Source organism: Burkholderiales bacterium (assembly GCA_015075645.1).
GTDB lineage: Bacteria > Pseudomonadota > Gammaproteobacteria > Burkholderiales > Casimicrobiaceae > VBCG01.
This window is the reverse complement of the sequence record JABTUF010000004.1, coordinates 562,910-579,620: the sequence shown is the minus strand read 5'-3', so window position 1 is coordinate 579,620 and position 16,711 is coordinate 562,910. Positions and strand designations below refer to the sequence as shown.

The 16,711-nt window shown below is 70.7% G+C and carries 12 protein-coding genes; 3 read left to right on the top strand and 9 right to left on the bottom strand.

Annotation, left to right across the window (positions count from 1 at the left end):
- Window positions 1-85: 85 nt before the first annotated feature.
- From HS109_12855 to HS109_12825, 7 genes are all read right to left on the bottom strand, one after another.
- Entirely contained in the window at window positions 86-1,099 is a 1,014-nt protein-coding gene (locus tag HS109_12855) for a PrsW family intramembrane metalloprotease (protein MBE7523260.1), read from the bottom strand.
- Window positions 1,099-4,047, bottom strand: a complete 2,949-nt coding sequence (locus tag HS109_12850; GenBank protein MBE7523259.1) for a hypothetical protein — start codon at window positions 4,045-4,047, stop codon at window positions 1,099-1,101. The genes HS109_12855 and HS109_12850 overlap by 1 nt, the downstream gene beginning before the upstream one ends.
- A gap of 202 nt (window positions 4,048-4,249) precedes the next feature.
- Window positions 4,250-5,581: a GGDEF domain-containing protein gene (locus HS109_12845; GenBank protein ID MBE7523258.1), complete on the bottom strand. Its 1,332-nt coding sequence runs from the start codon at window positions 5,579-5,581 to the stop codon at window positions 4,250-4,252.
- A gap of 305 nt (window positions 5,582-5,886) precedes the next feature.
- On the bottom strand, window positions 5,887-6,870 hold the full coding sequence (locus tag HS109_12840) for a hypothetical protein (protein ID MBE7523257.1): 984 nt from the start codon (window positions 6,868-6,870) through the stop codon (window positions 5,887-5,889).
- Window positions 6,867-7,421, bottom strand: coding sequence for a sigma-70 family RNA polymerase sigma factor (locus HS109_12835; protein ID MBE7523256.1), 555 nt, complete (start codon window positions 7,419-7,421; stop codon window positions 6,867-6,869). Before HS109_12835 ends, HS109_12840 begins: the two co-directional genes overlap by 4 nt.
- An 84-nt stretch (window positions 7,422-7,505) precedes the next feature.
- On the bottom strand, window positions 7,506-7,799 hold the full coding sequence (locus HS109_12830; protein MBE7523255.1) for an STAS domain-containing protein: 294 nt from the start codon (window positions 7,797-7,799) through the stop codon (window positions 7,506-7,508).
- Window positions 7,786-9,510 (bottom strand): SpoIIE family protein phosphatase, encoded by a 1,725-nt coding sequence (locus HS109_12825; protein ID MBE7523254.1) that lies wholly within the window; start codon window positions 9,508-9,510, stop codon window positions 7,786-7,788. The genes HS109_12830 and HS109_12825 overlap by 14 nt, the downstream gene beginning before the upstream one ends.
- Window positions 9,511-9,677: 167 nt before the next feature.
- Between HS109_12825 and HS109_12820 the strand changes: the two genes are divergently transcribed.
- The gene (locus HS109_12820; GenBank protein MBE7523253.1) at window positions 9,678-11,657 is read left to right on the top strand and encodes an ABC transporter ATP-binding protein; all 1,980 of its coding nucleotides are present in this window, start codon (window positions 9,678-9,680) and stop codon (window positions 11,655-11,657) included.
- Between the two features lie 39 nt (window positions 11,658-11,696).
- Here HS109_12820 and HS109_12815 read toward each other — a convergent pair whose 3' ends face one another.
- The gene (locus tag HS109_12815) at window positions 11,697-12,659 is read right to left on the bottom strand and encodes an ornithine cyclodeaminase family protein (GenBank protein MBE7523252.1); all 963 of its coding nucleotides are present in this window, start codon (window positions 12,657-12,659) and stop codon (window positions 11,697-11,699) included.
- 99 nt (window positions 12,660-12,758) lie between these two features.
- On the opposite strand from HS109_12815, the gene HS109_12810 reads away from it, so the two are divergent.
- Entirely contained in the window at window positions 12,759-13,934 is a 1,176-nt protein-coding gene (locus tag HS109_12810; protein ID MBE7523251.1) for an FAD-binding oxidoreductase, read from the top strand.
- Window positions 13,934-15,109 (top strand): patatin-like phospholipase family protein, encoded by a 1,176-nt coding sequence (locus HS109_12805; protein MBE7523250.1) that lies wholly within the window; start codon window positions 13,934-13,936, stop codon window positions 15,107-15,109. The genes HS109_12810 and HS109_12805 overlap by 1 nt, the downstream gene beginning before the upstream one ends.
- A 15-nt stretch (window positions 15,110-15,124) precedes the next feature.
- Here HS109_12805 and HS109_12800 read toward each other — a convergent pair whose 3' ends face one another.
- The gene (locus HS109_12800; GenBank protein ID MBE7523249.1) at window positions 15,125-16,705 is read right to left on the bottom strand and encodes an adenylate/guanylate cyclase domain-containing protein; all 1,581 of its coding nucleotides are present in this window, start codon (window positions 16,703-16,705) and stop codon (window positions 15,125-15,127) included.
- Window positions 16,706-16,711: the final 6 nt, after the last annotated feature.

Sequence of the window (16,711 nt, the reverse complement as noted above, 5' to 3'; positions counted from 1 at the left end):
CCGATGACGCAGGGGCCGGTCGAACGCCTCCGGCGCGCGGTGCCCGTGATCGATCACGGGGGCATCGAACGCGCCGCGACGTCGGCTACTTCCCCAGCATGTGGAGCTGCCAGAGGTCGCGATGGCTCATGTGCAGCATCGGCTTCAGCGCGAGGAGCCCGGTGCGCCCGATGCTCGACTCGAGATAGTCCATCTCGGCGAACTTGTCGCGCGTCGCCTCGTCGACCGGCGCGTCGAAGCCGTTCTCGCGCATCATCAGCACGCCCTTCGCGCGGAGCGCGAGTTCGGTGTGCAGCCGCAGGTAGCACAGGAGATCGGCGACGACCGGCCCGCGAAAGCGCCGCCGCAGGCTCTCGAGGTAGCGGCCGGCCGGCGAATCGGCGAAGCGCCCCGAGTTGATCGACGCGAGCATCGCCGCGTCGGCGTCGAAGCCGCGCCCCAGCCAGGCGCCCACCGCGCGCTCGCTCCGCTGGAACACGACGAACATGAGCGGCGGCAGCACCAGCAGCACCGCGAGCGTCGCGGCGCGCGGCGAGCCGCCGAGGAGATTGAACGCCGCGTGCAGCGCGACGGCGAGCGCGTAGCCCGGCACGAAGGCGGCGATGCCGGCGCGCTCCGCCTTCTCGAGGAGCGTCAGGCCCATCATCGCGAAGATCGCGGTGACGCCTCCGTGCATGATCGCGGTGCCGAAGCCCCGCACGATCCAGGTCGCGAGTCCGGCGTCGGGCAGCAGGCGCTGGTACTGCAGGTTCTCGACCATCGCGAACCCGGCGCCCACCGCGAAGCCGCAGATCGCGGCGTCGACGAGGAACCCGACGCGGTTCGCGCGGATCAGCGCGACGACGACGAGCCCCTTCGCGGCCTCCTCGACCGCCGGTCCGAGCGTGCGCGCGTAGGTCGCGACGTCGAGCGCGAGCACCCCGACGAGCCAGCCGTTGACGAAATAGCACGCGACCGCGGCGGCGACGCCGCAGAGCGTCACCGCGAGCACGAGGCGCATCGAGACGAGCTTGTAGCTGTCGAGCCACAGGAGCACGAGCAGGAACAGGACCACCGGCAACAGGCCGACCAGCGCGTGCGACAGGAGAGTGCCCGACATCACATGATCTTGAGCGAGACCATCCACTCGTCGCCGGCGTAGCGGCCGCCCCGGTACCCCGCCGCGTAGCCGATCGAGAACGTCATGTCGTACCAGTGCAGGAGCGAGAAGTGGAAGTCGGCCTGCCCGCCGACGTTCTGGTAGTCCTGGCGCCGGGCCGGACGGTCGGGATCGGTCCACAGCACCGAGCCGAACACCGCCGGGCGCAGCCACTGCAGGTGGAAGACCGGCCCGCCGACCGACTCGAACGCGACCGGCGGCAGGTTCCATTCGAGCATCGGGCGCACGAACGTGATGCCCGAGATCTCGTCGATGTCGAAGCCGGGGAACGCGTGCCACTCGCGGTAGCGCTTGACCGCGCCGCTGTCGACGTAGTTGTTGCCGAACGCGCCGAAGTAGAACGGCGCGACCGGATTGTCGCGGTCGTCGGTCGCGATGCCGGCCGCGGTGCGCAGCCAGATCGACGAGTTCGGCAGCGGCAGCGCGAAGCCCAGGTCGAGCCCGCCGCGCAACTGCCACAGCGTCTCGCCGGCGGTGCGGTTGACCGTCGCGACCGCGTTCCACGCGATGCCCTTCTCGTCGTCGACCGCGCCGATCGAGCGGCGCACGTCGGTGTAGAAGAGCCCCGCCGACGCGGTCGTGAGCTGGTCGGAGGTCGTCGCGACGTTCTGCGCGTTGGGCAGCGTGTCGATCTTGTCGTAGTACCCGAGGTCGAGCTTGAGCGTGAGCCGCCGCGGATCGTCCCAGATCAGCAGATGGTCGTAGCCGATCGTCGCCGCGAGCCCCTTGCGGCTCCGCTTCGTCGGCCCGAAGAGGTCGTAGAAGTTCGAGCGGTTCCACGAGAGCGACCCGCGCCATCCGAGGTAGTTCGCGTCGATCGCGATGTGCGTGCGCTCGTCCTGCGGCAGGTCGTCGTCCGGCGTGTACGCGGCGAGGAGGCCCACGTTCGCGAAGCCGAGCGGGTCGGAGACGTTGAACCGGTAGCCCACGCCCACCGAGTCCTTGTATCCCTGCAGCACGGGGAATGCGTTGGCGAGCGAGAGCTGCCGCCACGGCTTGTAGGGGCCCTCGTCGACGATCGTCTTGCCGAGTTCGACCGCGCTCGCCGAGCCGACCTGCCAGGTCCGGACCTCGGGCGAACCCTGCGCGACCTGGGCGCCGAGGAAGGTGATCGCGCTCACGTCCTCGAGCGGCTTCGGGTCGATGATCGCCGGCACGAAGCCGGCGGCGGTGTAGTCGAGCACGACGAGGCGGCCGTCGGAGAGCGGCAGCGGCCGGAAGAATCCGGTCTCGGCGTTGGACACCGCCTCGATCTTCCCGGTCGCGACCTCGTAGCGGAAGATGTTCGACACGCCGGTGTAGTAGCTGCTGCCGTACAGGTAGCGCCCGTCCTTCGAGAACACGAAGCTCTCCGGCACCGACTGGCCGAACTTGAACTCGGAGAGCGGCGCGAGGTCGCCGGCGGCGAGCCGGTCGATGTCCCAGACGCGCACGAACTGCTCGCCCGAACTCTCGGTCACCGACGCCGACAGCCGCCTGCCGTCGGGCGAGATGTCGAGGTCGTAGGGCACGTTGCCGTAGGGGAAGGCGGCCACGCGCCGCCATTCGTCGTAGGGCGGCGCGAGCCGCACGATCGCCGCGAGCCCGTTCTCGTGGCGCACGCCGAAGATCGCGCGATCGGCCGGATTGACGACGATCTCGCCCACCCGGGCGTCCTCGAACAGCATCCGCGTCTCGCCCGTCTTCACGTTCACGGCCATCAGGTCGCGGAACGCGAGGTTGTCGTTGGTGAAGAACAGCGTGCCGGTCGAGGGGTCCCAGGCGACCGAGGCGACCTTGTAGAGCATCGCGCGCTTGATGTCGGCGAGGCGGCGCACGCTGCCGTCGCGCGTGTCGATCGCGCCGACGTGCTCGACCACGCCCGGGTAGCGGAACGCGCCGTAGAGCGTGCCGGTCGCCTCGTCGTAGTAGAGGCGCGAGATCGAACCGACCGCGCCCGCCGCGAGCCGCTTCGCCGGCGTGATCGGGTGCTTGCGCACCTCGGCGAGGTTGTTCCTCTGCGCGACGTCCTTCTCGAACGCGATCCATTCGGCCCAGGCGTCGTCGAGCGGCCGGTCGAACACCTTGCGGAACTGGTCGGCGTAGTAGCGCTCGCTGTCGTCGTCGCGGCGGATCCACAGGACGACGCGGTCGGCGCCGTACCGGTACGAGAGCCAGGTCATGAACCGCGCGCCGTAGAGGTACGCGTTCGCGGTGAACTGGAAGTCCGAGCGCGTGCCGCGCGATTCGAGTCCCAGCGGATCGTAGAAGTGCGCGCCGTCGCGCACCATCGCCCGGAACACCATCTCGTCGTAGCCGCCCTGCGCGCGCCCGACGCCGCCGCCCATCCAGGTTTCCATGAACACCGCGCCGCCTTCGATGTACCAGCGCGGCGCGGTGAAGCGCGGAACCGTCAGGTAGCTGTAGAGCAGGGTCTCCGGATGTTCGGGCATCGGCTGGACCTTGCCGCCGAAGAACCGGCGCCAGCGGTTGTCCTCGGCGTTCGCGATGTCCCCCTGCGCGATGTGCACGAGTTCGTGGTTCATCAGCGAGTAGAGCCGCTCGGTCGCGGGATAGGACTCGAACGCGTGCGACAGCGGCGCGACGTCGAAGATGAGGCGGCTGTGCGGCGCGACGCTCGCCGCGGCGTTGCCGTAGTCGGCGTAGTCCTTGAGCAGGACCGTGACCTTCTCGGAGGGCTTCCAGCCGAAACGCGCACGCTGCCAGGCGAGCGAGTTCGAGAAGGTGCGCGCCGCGTGCGGTGCGAGATAGTCGAGGCCGTCGAACCAGATGAGGCGGAGATCCGCGGTCTCGAGGTAGGAGAGCCCGAGCGGGTTGGTCTCCTGTGCGGGCGCGCCGGGCGAGGCGCAGGCCGCGCAGAGCCCCAGGCACGCCAGCAGGCGGTGCATCGTCGAGTTCTCCGAAACCGCGATGCGCCGAAGCATAGGCGGCATTGGCCCGTTCGGGTAGGGGCCGGGTCACCCCGGCCGCCCTCCCGCACACTCGTCCTGCACACGCCGGAGCGGCGGCGGGAGCAGGTCCGGCGACGGGGTGCGGACCTCGTTCCCGCGCGTGCGGAATCCCGCGGCGCCGCGCGTCCTGATCGGCGCGTCAGTCTCCCGCGCCGGCGCCGTGGGCGGGCGCCGCATCGGTCTCGACGCGGGGCGAGACCACGACGCGGTCGCGGCCCGACGCCTTGGCCTCGTAGAGGAGGCCGTCGGCGACGCGCAGCAGCGTTTCGGCGTCGCTGCCGTCCTGCTCGTCGACCACGCCGGCGCTGATCGTGAATGCGGGAACCTTGTCGCGCGCGGTGGCCCGCGGCAGTTCGGTGCGGACGCGCTCGACGAGCGTCGCGCCGTGGCTCGCGTCGAGGCCGGCGAGCAGCATCACGAACTCCTCGCCGCCGACGCGGCACACGAGGTCCTCGCGGCGGACGAACTGCTTGAGCGTGGCGGCGAAGAGCTTGAGCGTGCGATCGCCCACGTCGTGCCCGTGCGTGTCGTTCACCTTCTTGAAGTGGTCGATGTCGGTGAGCACGAGGGCGAACCGCGCGCGCTGATGGATGAGCCGCGTCAGCCCGGCCTCGAGCACACGGCGGTTGGACAGCCCCGTGAGCGGGTCGGTCGTCGCCTTCGCCTCCGACGCCGCCATCGACCGGATGGCTCCCAGGCGCCGGCCGATCAGGTGCGCGTTGAAGGTGAGCGACTGCAGCTGACGGTAGAGCGCGGCATCGCCGGTCTGTCCGAGCGCGCGCAACATGCCCGTCCCCTGTCCGCCGACGAACACCGGGGTGCAGGCCGCCGCGCAACTCGAGTCGATCTTGCCGCTCAGGCCCGCGCACGCGCTGAGCGACATGCTGTCCTCGTAGACGAGCCCCTGGCCGCGGCGCACCGTCGGACAGTCGCGCGGGCGCCGTATCGTGCAACGCGCCGCGGAGGCCATGTCGCCGACGGTGATGTTCTGCTCGATGTCGCCGTCGGCGTCGTTCGCGAGGAGGAGTTGCGCGCCGCCGTCGTTGGCCAACGCGCTCAACGCCTGTTCGGCGATGCGCAGGACGGCGCCTTCGTCCTCGGCGATCTCGAGCGCGTGCTCGAGGCGCGCGTTGTTCTCGTGCGCCCGCAGGCGGTCCTCCGCGAGGCGCGTCCTGGCAGCGTAGTCGGCGAGACGTTCGCGATGATCCTGGATCAGGGGCGCGAGCAGGCGGAACCAGATCGCCGGCGCTCCGAGCAGGAGGAACAGCGTCACGCCGAGCAGGACCTGGCCGCCAACGCCCGTCTCGGGGAGCAGAAGCCGCGGCACGATGAGCGCCAGCGCACAGGCGAGGGCGAGCGACAGGAGCAGGAAGACGTAGCGGCGCCACACGAGTTGCAGCGGAACGGCTTCGGCCTCCCCGTCGGTCCGCGGCGGGGCCGGATCGGACGCCTGCGTGCCACTCGTCTGCATCGCACCTCCCTGTCGCTGGCGTTGACGGCGCTGCCCGCGCAATGCGGATCCGCGCTTCGGCCCCGGTCGACTCGCGCCCTTCCAGACGCGTCCTCGAGGAGCGCAGACGCGGGGGGCGTGATCCGGGGACCAGCATAGAGGATGCCAAGCCTCGGCTCGAGATGCTATCAGTCAGGCGCGCGCCCGGGGTCGCGCGGAGCGACTTCCACGCCAAGTCCGTGCGCCGGGCCGGGCGCACCAAAGCAAACCGCCGGCACTCGGGCCGGCGGTCGCTGTTCGGCGGAACGCTCCGCCGGGGCGTCGTGCTACTGCGCCTTGGCCGCAGCCTGGCCCGCAGCTTGACCGGCGGCACGTGCGGCAGCCTGCCCCGCGGCTTGGCCAGCAGCCTGGCCTGCGGCCTGACCCGCCGCCATGCCTGCCGCCTGACCGGCCGCTTGACCCGCCGCCTGGCCTGCCGCTTGTCCGGCCGCCTGCCCGGCGGCTTGACCCGCAGCCTGACCCGCAGCTTGGCCTGCCGCTTGTCCGGCCGCCTGCCCGGCGGCTTGACCCGCCGCCTGACCCGCCGCCTGACCCGCCGCCTGACCCGCCGCCTGACCCGCAGCTTGGCCTGCCGCTTGTCCGGCGGCCTGCGCCGCAGCTTGGCCTGCTGCCATGCCTGCCGCCTGACCCGCAGCCTGTCCAGCGGCTTGCCCGGCCGCTTGACCCGCGGCCTGTCCCGCCGGCACCGGCAGCGCGGCCTGGCGCGGGGCGCCGGTCGACTGGAGATCGACCGCAGTGTTCTGCGGCGCGACGTAGCGCTGCGCCGGCAGGATCGTGCCCTGCGTGTCGGTGGCCGGCTTGTCGAGCATGAATCCGCCGACGGCGATGATCGCAACCGCCGCGACCCCCGCGCCGATCCAGATTTTCCGCCTGTTGGCCGGATCGTTCATCTGATCGCTCATGGTGAATCCCTCCAGGGATGCCGCCGACCGGGAGCGCCGGACGACGGATGCCGGGATCTTCTCCCGGATGGCATCGGAACCTGCGCCAAATACACCGGCTTGCGCAGGGAGTTGGCCGGCGGGGGCCGGGTCTTGCGGAATATTCGCCATCACGGAGGCCACGAGGCCCTCCGGGACATGCGCCCTGGGCATCCGTTCGAGGGCGCCGAACACCCGGCGCCACTCGTCGAGGCGCTTCGCCAGCGCCGGATCCGACGCCGCGCGGCGCTCGACCTCGCCGGCTTCCGCAGGCGTGGCCTCACCGTCGAGGACGGCGTGGATCAGTCGGTCGGTGTCGTTCGGCTTCATCTCGGGTCGTCGCGCAGATCCCCGAGCATGCCCCGAAGCCGCATCCGCGCCTCGTGCAGCCGGGACTTCACCGTCTTCTCGTCCAGTTCCAGGACCTGCCCGATCTCCTGATAGCTCAATTCGGAAAAGTGCCGCAGCACCAGCACGGTCCGGTCGTTCGTCGACAGTCGCGCCATCGCCTCGCGCAATCGCGCGGACAGTCGCGCGTCCTCGAGCCTGCGATCCGGAGCATTTCCGTCCGGCCCGGGCACATCCACCTCGTCGTCCAGCGGCTCCTCGCGCCCGTGCCGTCGAACGCTGTTGAGCGCTTCGTTGACCGCGATCCGGTAGAGCCAGCTGAAGAACCGGTACTGCGGATCGAAGTCGTCGATGCGCTCGGCGACCTTCAGGAACACGCTCTGGGCGATGTCGGCCGCGTCGTCCGCGTTCTTCACCACCCACCACGCGGCGTTGAAGACCGGCCGCTGGTAGCGGACCACCAGCGCCGCGAACGCGTCGCGATCCCCGTGGCGGTACCGCTCGACCAGGACTTCGTCAGCCTCGTCGTCCACAATTACACCGGGCGCGCGCGAAGGTTGGCGGCGCGGCGGCATCCCGAGCCGGATCGGCTGCCGGGGTGTCGACGGCGGCGAAGTTCAAGGTGCGGCCTCGATCTCGAAGAGCTGGTCGAAGCCCGAGTAGACGAAGATGTCGCGCAAGTGAGGGCCTACTCGCACGAGCCGGAGCCGCCCCTCCCCACCGAGCAGGCGCTTGTGGGTCTTGAGCAGGACGCCGAGCCCGGCGCTCGACAGATACTCGAGGGCACGACAGTCGAGCGTCACCACGCCGCTGGTGCGGTCGAGGAACGCCTGTGCGGCGGCGGCCTGGGCCGCGTCGAGTCGTCCGTTCAGGACGACCGCCCCGTCCGCTCCGAAGTCAATGGCCAGCATCGTTCTCCCCCGGGGTCCGGCCCCGCGCACCGCCGGTCGCGCCGGTCTTGCGAAACGTCGTGCGGCTCTCGCGGATCGCGTCCACGTAACGGTACTCGATCGCGTCGACCATCCGGCGAACGAGGTGCAGACCGAGCCCACCCGGCCGCCGCGCCTCGACCGGCGCCCGCACATCGGCGTCCGGCGCCCGGGTCACGTCGAAGGGCTCGACATCGTGATCGACGAGCGTCACCTCGACGCCGCCCGCGATCGCCCGGATCTCGACGTCGACCGCGGACGCGCTCCCCGTCGCGTATTTGACCATGTTCGTGAACAGTTCCTCCACCGCGAAATCGACGGTCGCGAGATGCGCGCGGTCGAGACCGAGCCGGTCGAACGCCTCCGCGCTGAACGCGACCATCGGTGCGATCGAGTCGAAGCTCCGCTCGAAGGAACGCGACAACGCCGAAGGCGCCGCGGAGCGCTTGACGATCACCGCGGTCATGTCGTCCTGCTGCGGCGCGCCCTGCGCGAAGGCCTCGACCGCGCGCTCGAGCCGCGCGAGCAGGTCGGCGGCGGACGACCCGTGGTGCTCGCACAGCAGCGCCTCGACGCGCGCCTCTCCGAAGAGTTCGCCCGACGGGCTCGCGCGTTCGTAGAAGCCGTCGGAGAGCAGCGCCACGACGTCGCCGGGCGCGAGCGCGACCTCGACCGGCGCGCGCGCGCGCGGGAGCGCCATCGCGCCGAGCGGAAAGGAGGTCGGCTTGTAGCGCTCGCAGGCGGCATCCGCCGCACGCACGCGAACGATCGGCCCCTGTCCGCCGCTGTGGAAGCGCAGGCGGTGCGACGCCGGGTCGACGAGCCCGACGAACGCGGTGATGAAGCGGTCTTCGGCGAGCGTCTCGGCCAGGCGGTTGTTGACCTGCAGGTAGGCGGCGTCGAGGTCCGCGCCGAGCCGGAACGCCATGCGCAGCATCGCGTGCATCTGCGTGACCGAGAGCGCCGGCGCGATGCCGTGCCCGGTCGCGTCGCCCAGCACGACGAGCAGTCCCTGGTCGATGGTCGCGACGTCGTAGGTGTCGCCGCCGGTGAGTTCGGCCGGCCGGAACGTCGCGGCGAGGTCGTAGCCCGGGAGTTCGGGCATCGACGAAGGCAGCGTGCTCATCTGCACGACGCGCGCCGTCTCGAGCGCCTGGCGCATCTTCTCGCCCTCGATCACCGCTTCGGTCATGCGCACGCGCTGCAGCGCGACCGCGCACTGCGCCGCGAGCGCCGAGGCGAGGCGTTCGTCGTCGGCGTCGAACGCGCCGCCCGCCTTGTTCAGCACCTGCATCACGCCGACCAGCGCATCCTGGTGGTCGACGAGCGGCAGCGTCAGCATCGAGCGCGTCCGGAAGCCCGACGCGCGGTCGACGCCCGGATCGAAGCGCGGATCCGCGTAGCAATCGGGCACGTTGATGATGCGCCGCTCGCGCGCGCACGCGCCTACGAGCCCGGATCCGGACGGCACGCGGATCGGAGCGATGCCGGTCGCGACCCGCAGGACGAGTTCGTCGGTCGCCGGCTCGTGCAGCCAGACCGAGCCGCGCTCGGCGTTGAGCACCTGCTTCGCCGCGCCGACGACTTCGCCCAGCATCGTCATCAGGTCGAAGGGGGCGGCGAGCGCGCTCGTGACGTCGAGGATGGCCCCGAGGTCCTCGGCGGACAGCCCGCGCCGGTCGCGCGTGTCCATGGCGGGCGAATGTAGCGCAGATCGGCCCCGGGAGAGGGTTCGCACATCGGCCCGGCGCGGACGGTCGCGTTGCGCTATCCTTCGCGGCCCGCGGCCGTCCGCCGGCGCCCGCTCGCGGCCCACGAGGCCGCGCGCTCCGGACGGCGCCGCGCTGCCGGAGATCCCGCGTGCTCCCGTTCTTCGAACGACTGGTCGACCCGTTTCCCGACGCGCCGCCCGCGCGCCCGCCGCACGGCTTCTTCGCGTTCCTGTGGGCCGCGACCGCGGGCCTGCGCATCTGGCTCGTCGCCCTGACGCTCCTGTCGGCGGGCATCGGCGTGTTCGAGGCCTACCTCTTCGGCATGCTGGGCGACGTCGTCGACTGGCTCGCGAAGGTCGAGCCGGCGAAGCTGTGGGAGACCGAGCGCGCCCGGCTCCTCGCGCTCGCGGGGGTGCTCGCGGGCAGCATGCTGCTGATCGCGCTGCAGTCCGCGGTGAAGCAGCAGGCGATCGCCGGCAACTTCCCGATGCTGCTGCGCTGGCATTACCACCGGCTGATGCTCGCCCAGAGCATGGGCTTCTACCAAGACGAGTTCGCCGGCCGGATCGCGACCAAGGTCATGCAGACCGCGCTCGCGGTGCGCGACACCTGGATCATCGTCACCGAGCTCGTCGTCTTCGTCGTCATCTACTTCGCGACGATGCTCGCGGTGCTCGGCGGGTTCGACGCGGTGCTGATGGTCCCGTTCGTCGGGTGGCTCGCGCTGTACGTGGCGGCGCTGCGCTTCTTCGTGCCGCGGCTCGGCCGCATCGCGCGCGAGCAGGCCGACGCCCGCTCGCTGATGACCGGGCGCATCACCGACGCGTACACGAACATCGCGACGGTGAAGCTCTTCTCGCACGCGAAGCGCGAGGCCGGCTTCGCGAAGTCCGCGATGGGCGAGTTCCTCGCGACCGTGCACCGGCAGATGCGGCTCGTCACCGGGTTCGAGATCGTGAACCACGCGCTGTCGATGACGCTCATCGGCGCGACCGCCGGCGCGACGCTGTGGCTGTGGTCGAAGGGCGCGGTCGGCGTCGGCGCGGTCGCGGCGGCGACCGCGATGGCGCTGCGCCTGAACGGCATCTCGCACTGGGTGATGTGGGAGATGGCCGCGCTCTTCGAGAACATCGGCACGGTGCAGGACGGCATCAACACGATCGCGAGGCCGCACGCGGTGGTCGACCGACCGGACGCGAAGCCGCTCGTCGTCACCCGCGGCGACATCCGCTTCGAGCACGTGAGCTTCGCCTACGGCGGCAAGGGCCAGGTGATCGACGACCTCGACCTTTCCATCCGCCCGGGCGAGAAGATCGGGCTCGTCGGGCGCTCGGGCGCGGGCAAGTCGACGATCGTCAACCTGCTGCTGCGCTTCTACGACACCGAGCGCGGCCGCATCCTGATCGACGGACAGGACATCGCGTTCGCGACGCAGGACTCGCTGCGCGCGCAGATCGGCATGGTGACGCAGGACACCTCGCTCCTGCACCGGTCGGTGCGCGAGAACATCGTCTACGGCCGGCCCGACGCCGACGACGAGCGCATGCTCGCCGCGGCGCGGCGCGCGGAGGCGCACGACTTCATCGTCGGCCTCACCGACCCCAAGGGGCGCAGCGCCTACGACGCGCACGTCGGCGAGCGCGGCGTGAAGCTCTCGGGCGGCCAGCGCCAGCGCATCGCCATCGCGCGCGTGATGCTGAAGGACGCGCCGATCCTCCTGCTCGACGAGGCGACCAGCGCGCTCGACTCCGAGGTCGAGGCCGCGATCCAGCAGAGCCTCTACCGGCTGATGGAGGGCAAGACCGTCGTCGCGATCGCGCACCGGCTGTCGACGATCGCCGCGATGGACCGCCTGATCGTGCTCGAGCGCGGGCGCGTCGTCGAGGAGGGCGACCACCGCAGCCTCCTCGCGCGCGACGGCCTCTACGCGCGCCTGTGGGCGCACCAGAGCGGCGGGTTCCTCGCCGACGAGCCGGAGGAATCAATGGGGTCAGACTCGAATGAGGCCGCCGCTGCAGCGCCCATCGAGTCCGACCCCATCGATTCCACGGACAGCGCGGCGCGCCGCCCCGAACCCGCCCTTACCGGCCACGACCGCCCCGCCGCCGGCGACCCGATGGCCGGCTGAACAATCCATGGGGTCAGACTCGAATGACGCGGCGGTGGCCTAATTCGAGTCTGATCCCATGGAATCATTCGAGTCTGACCCCATGGAATCCGCGACGAGACGCGCGGCGCAGAGGTCCTCGAGGGCGGTGCCGACCGACTTGAACAGCGTCACCTCGGCCTCGGACCGACGCCCCGGGTGGCGCCCGGTCACGAGTTCCGCGAGTTCCGCGCGCACGTCCTCGCGACGGAAGACGCCGCGCGCGATCGGCTGCACGAGGTCGCCCGCCTCCGCGAGCGCGCCCGCGCGGGTGTCGACGAACACCTGCGCGCGGAGCACGAGTTGGTCGTCGCTCTCGCGCATCTCGGGGGTGAACGCGCCGACGAGGTCGACGTGCGTGCCGGGGCGGACGTCCGCGCCGCGCACGACCGCCTCGCGCGCGGTCGTCGCGCAAGTCACGATGTCGGCCTCGCCGAGCGCGGCATCGAGGCGCCCGGCCGTGCTCGCCGGCATCCCCTCCGCCGCGAGGATCGCCGCGGTGCGGCGCGCGCGGTCGGGATGGCGTCCCCAGACCCGCACGCGCTGGATCGGCCGTACCGCGCAGTGCGCGCGCGCCATGTAAAGCGCGAGCGCGCCGGTGCCGACGACGACGAGCGTGCGCGCGTCAGGACGCGCAAGGTAGGTCGAGGCGAGCGCCGACGCCGCCGCCGTACGCCGCAGGGTCAGCGCCTCGCCGTCGATCAGGGCGACCGGATGCCCCGTCGATCCGTCCATCAGCAGGTACAACGCGCCCACGCTCGCGAGTCCACGCTCCCGGTTGCGCGGGAACACGGTGACGATCTTCACGCCGAGCCCCGCGCCGTCCCACGCCGGCATCAGCAGCAGCCGGTCGCCTTCGGCGGTGACCCGGTGGCTCGAACGCACCGGCGCGGTCGCACCGGCGGCGAACGCGGCGCGCAATGCATCGACGAGCGGGGACCAGTCGAGCGCCGCGTGCACGCGCTCCGCGGAGATCGCGGGAATCGAGGTTTGCATCGGCGCTCGCTTATGATCGAGACCGTCGGGCTCACCCGGGCCCCGGCGCGAACGTCGTCGCCCGACGCACACTATGCCACCGGCACCATGAATCGACGCATCGTCATCGTCGACGGCGGCGTCATCGGCAGCGCGATCGCGTCGTTTACGCTGCGCGACCCGGCGTTTCACGGCACGGTGACCGTCGTCGAGCGCGACCCGACCTACTCGAAGGCGAGTTCGGCGCGCTCCGCGAGTTCGATCCGCCGGCAGTTCTCGACCGCCGTCAACATCGAGATCGGCCGCTACGGCATCGCGTTCCTGCGCCGGGCGGGCGACGAACTCGCGGTGGGCGGCGAGCGCCCCGCCGTGGGCCTCGTCGAACCGGGATACCTGTTCCTCGCGTCGCCCGCCGGTCGCGCGATCCTCGAGCGCAACCTCGCGCTGCAACGCTCGCTCGGCGTCGACGTCGCGATCCTCGAACCCCCCGCGCTCGCCGCGCGCTTCCCCTGGCTCGCGACGCACGACCTCGCGGCCGGCACGCTCGGCCTGTCGGGCGAAGGCTGGTTCGACGGCTGGAGCCTGCTGCAGGCGTTCCGGCGTCACGCGCGTGCGCTCGGGGCGCACTACCTCACCGCGGAGGCGGCGGGCTTCGATCACGCGCGCGGGCGCATCGAGGCGCTGCGCCTGGCCGACGGTTCGCGCATCGCCGCAGACGTCTTCGTGAACGCGGCGGGGCCTTGGGCCGCGTCGGTCGCGCGTTACGCGGGTATCGATCTCCCGGTCCGCGCGCGGCGACGCTCGGTGTTCGCGTTCGCGTGCGCCACGCCGCTGCCCCGCTGCCCGCTCGTCATCGACCCGTCAGGGCTGTGGTTCCGCCCCGAGGGCGAAGGTCGCTTCATCGCGGGTCTCGCCCCCGACGAGGCGAACGACCCCGACGACCTGCCGCTCGACGTCGATCACGTGGACTTCGAGCAGAAGCTGTGGCCCGCGCTCGCCGCGCGCGTTCCCGCGTTCGAGGCGATCCGCGCGGGCGGCGCGTGGGCCGGCTACTACGAGATGAACACCTTCGACCGCAACGGGATCGTCGGCCCGCATCCGGAGGTTCCCAATCTGCTGTTCGCGAACGGCTTCTCGGGCCACGGCCTGCAGCAGTCGCCGGCCGTGGGGCGCGGTCTCGCCGAGTGGATCGTGCACGGCGGCTTCCGCACCCTCGACCTCGCGCCGCTCGGGTACGATCGCATCATCGCCGGGCGCCCGATCCGCGAGGAGAACGTTGTGTGATGACCCGATCCGTCGCGTTGCGCGCGTCCGCCGCGCTCCTCATCGGACTGCTGTCGGGCTGCGCGTCGCTGATCTCGCCGGTGGCCCGGCTGCCGCCGCCGCCGATACAGGGCGAGGCGCGCGCCGAGGTCGTCGACGCGCCCGCGATCCGCTATTTCCCGAGCGACACCGACGATCTGCGTCGCGACCTCGACGAGACCTATCGTCGCGAGCGCGCGATGAACGGGTATCCGGCCGATTCGGTGCTGCCCGACGCGGACTTCCTCGCGATCTCGGGCGGCGGCCAGAACGGCGCGTTCGGCGCCGGTCTCCTGGTCGGCTGGACCGCGCACGGCGACCGTCCCGAGTTCCGCATCGTGACCGGCGTGTCGACCGGCGCGCTGATCGCGCCGTTCGCGTTCCTCGGCCCGGCGTGGGACAAGACGCTCACCCGCCTGTACACCGAGGTGACGTCGAAGGACATCGTCAAGGAGCGCAACATCAGCGCCGCCCTCTTCGACGACGCGCTCGCGGACAACCTGCCGCTGAAACAGCTCGTCGAGGCGAACGTGACCCAGCAGGTCCTCGAGGCCCTCGCGCGCGAATCGCTGCGCGGACGCACGCTGCTCGTCGCGACCACCGACCTCGACACGCGCCGGCCGGTGTTCTGGAACCTCACGCTGATGGCGGAGGTCCGCGGTCCGGGCACGCTCGAACTCATCCGCAGCGTACTGGTCGCGTCGGCCGCGATTCCCGGCGAGCTGCCTCCCGCGATGATCGACGTCACCCTCGACGGCAAGCGCTACCAGGAGATGCACGTCGACGGGGGCACGACGACGCAGGTGTTCCTGCTCCCGCGCGACATCCTGCTCTCCGACCTGTCGTTCCGCCAGCGGACGATCTACGTGATCCGCAACGCCCACCTCCATGTCCGCGCGCACGAGGTGCCGCGCAGCGCGGTGGCGATCGCGAAGAACGCGATCGCGTCGCTGATCTACACGCAGGGCGTCGGGAACCTCTACCAGATCGCCGCGCGCGCCGAACGCGACGGGTCGGCCCTGCGCATAGCGTTCATTCCGGCGTCGTTCAAACTCGAGGAGCAGGACGATTTCGACCACGCCTACATGAACGAGCTGTTCCTGCTGGGCTACACGATGGCGCGCCGCGGCTTTCCCTGGCTCACCGCGCCGCCTTGACGCGGCGCTGCTGTCCTACGCCTTCCCGCCGCGCTTGCGGAGCAGGTCGAGCGCGTGCAGCAGCACGTGCTGCGCGCGCTCGGCGGAGCGCTCGTCGACCATCGTCGGATCGATGTAGATGTCGAGCCCGGTCGTGTGCTCGTTGATGATCGTCGACTTGCGGCCGGTCGCGTCGAGCAGTCCCTCGACGACGTAGGGCACGACCTCGCGGCTGATTCCCTTCATCGTGATCGGCGCGAGCGGGTGCGCCTCGATCATCGAGCGCACCAGCGCGTAGGTCTCGTAGCTGATCACGATGCGCCCGGCCTCGGCCACCGACTGCAGCCGCGCGGCGAGGTTCGCCTCGGCGCCGATGATCGTGTAGTCCATCCGGTCGGCGCTGCCGAAGTTGCCGACGTTGCAGTAGCCGGTGTTGACGCCCATGCGCGCCTTGAACGGGTTCTCGATGCCCTCGTGGCGCCACTTGACCGACAGCTCCGCGATGCGCCTCTGCATCTCGAGCGCCATGCGCACGCAGGCACGCGCGTCCTCGGCCTCGCCCTTCGTCTCCGGGTCGCCGAAGAAGATCAGCATCGCGTCGCCGACGAACTTGTCGATCGTGCCCCCGTGCCGGAGCGCGATCGCCGACATCTCGGTGAAGTACTCGTTCAGGAGGTGCGTGATCTGCTCGGGCTGCAGCCGCTCGGTCGTCGCGGTGAAGTCCTTGATGTCGGAGAAGAAGATCGTGAGTTTCTTGCGCTCGGTCTGGATCACGACGTCGCGCTGGCCAGAGAAAATGCTCTTGTAGATCTGCGGCGAGAGGTAGCGCGAGATCTTCATCGAGAGTGTCGCCAGGAACTCGTTCGTGCCCTCGAGTTCGCGATTCATGCCCGCGATCCGCAGCGCCTGCTTCCGCTGCTGCCAGATGACCGAGGCGCCGGTCAGCGCGAGCAGCACGAAATAGCCGATCAGGTACTTGAACGACAGGAGGTTCTCGGCGAAGGGCTGCACGATCGACACTTCCTGGATGCCGCGCACGTCGCCGACCTTCCAGTCGGTCTTGAGGCTCTCGACGTGGCTGTTGTGGCAGGTGACGCAGGACTGGCCCATGACGACCGGCGCGATGAGTCGCACGCGGTCGTGCGAGAACGACTCTTCGACCACCGTGATGACGTCGTTCGAGTCGGCGCGAAGCCGCTTCAACGCCGCGGTCTCGAAGCCGTCGAGCTCGTGCGCCTTGCGGTTGCGGAACGGATGGTCGGAGACGAACCGGTAGGTGATCGTGTTCTGCTTCTCGCTGATGACGCGGCCGAGTTCGAGCGACAGCGTCGCGGGAATCGGGATCGCGCCGGGAATCGACTCGTAGTCGTGCGTGACCTGCGTGGCGCCGTCGTGGTTCGCGAGCACGCGCGCGACGACGTTCGTCGCGTAGAAGTTGCGCATGCTCGTGACGACCGAGTTCAAGTCGTTGGCCTGCCGGCGCAGCGCCGCCTCGGTCAGGTTGCGGAGGTCGAGCCACACGGCGAGCGGCAGGCCGGCGAGCAGCACGACCACCAGCAGGGACATCAGGATCGCGCGCGTGCGGGTATCGATCTGCGGGCGTCGGTGCGTCGGCATGGGACC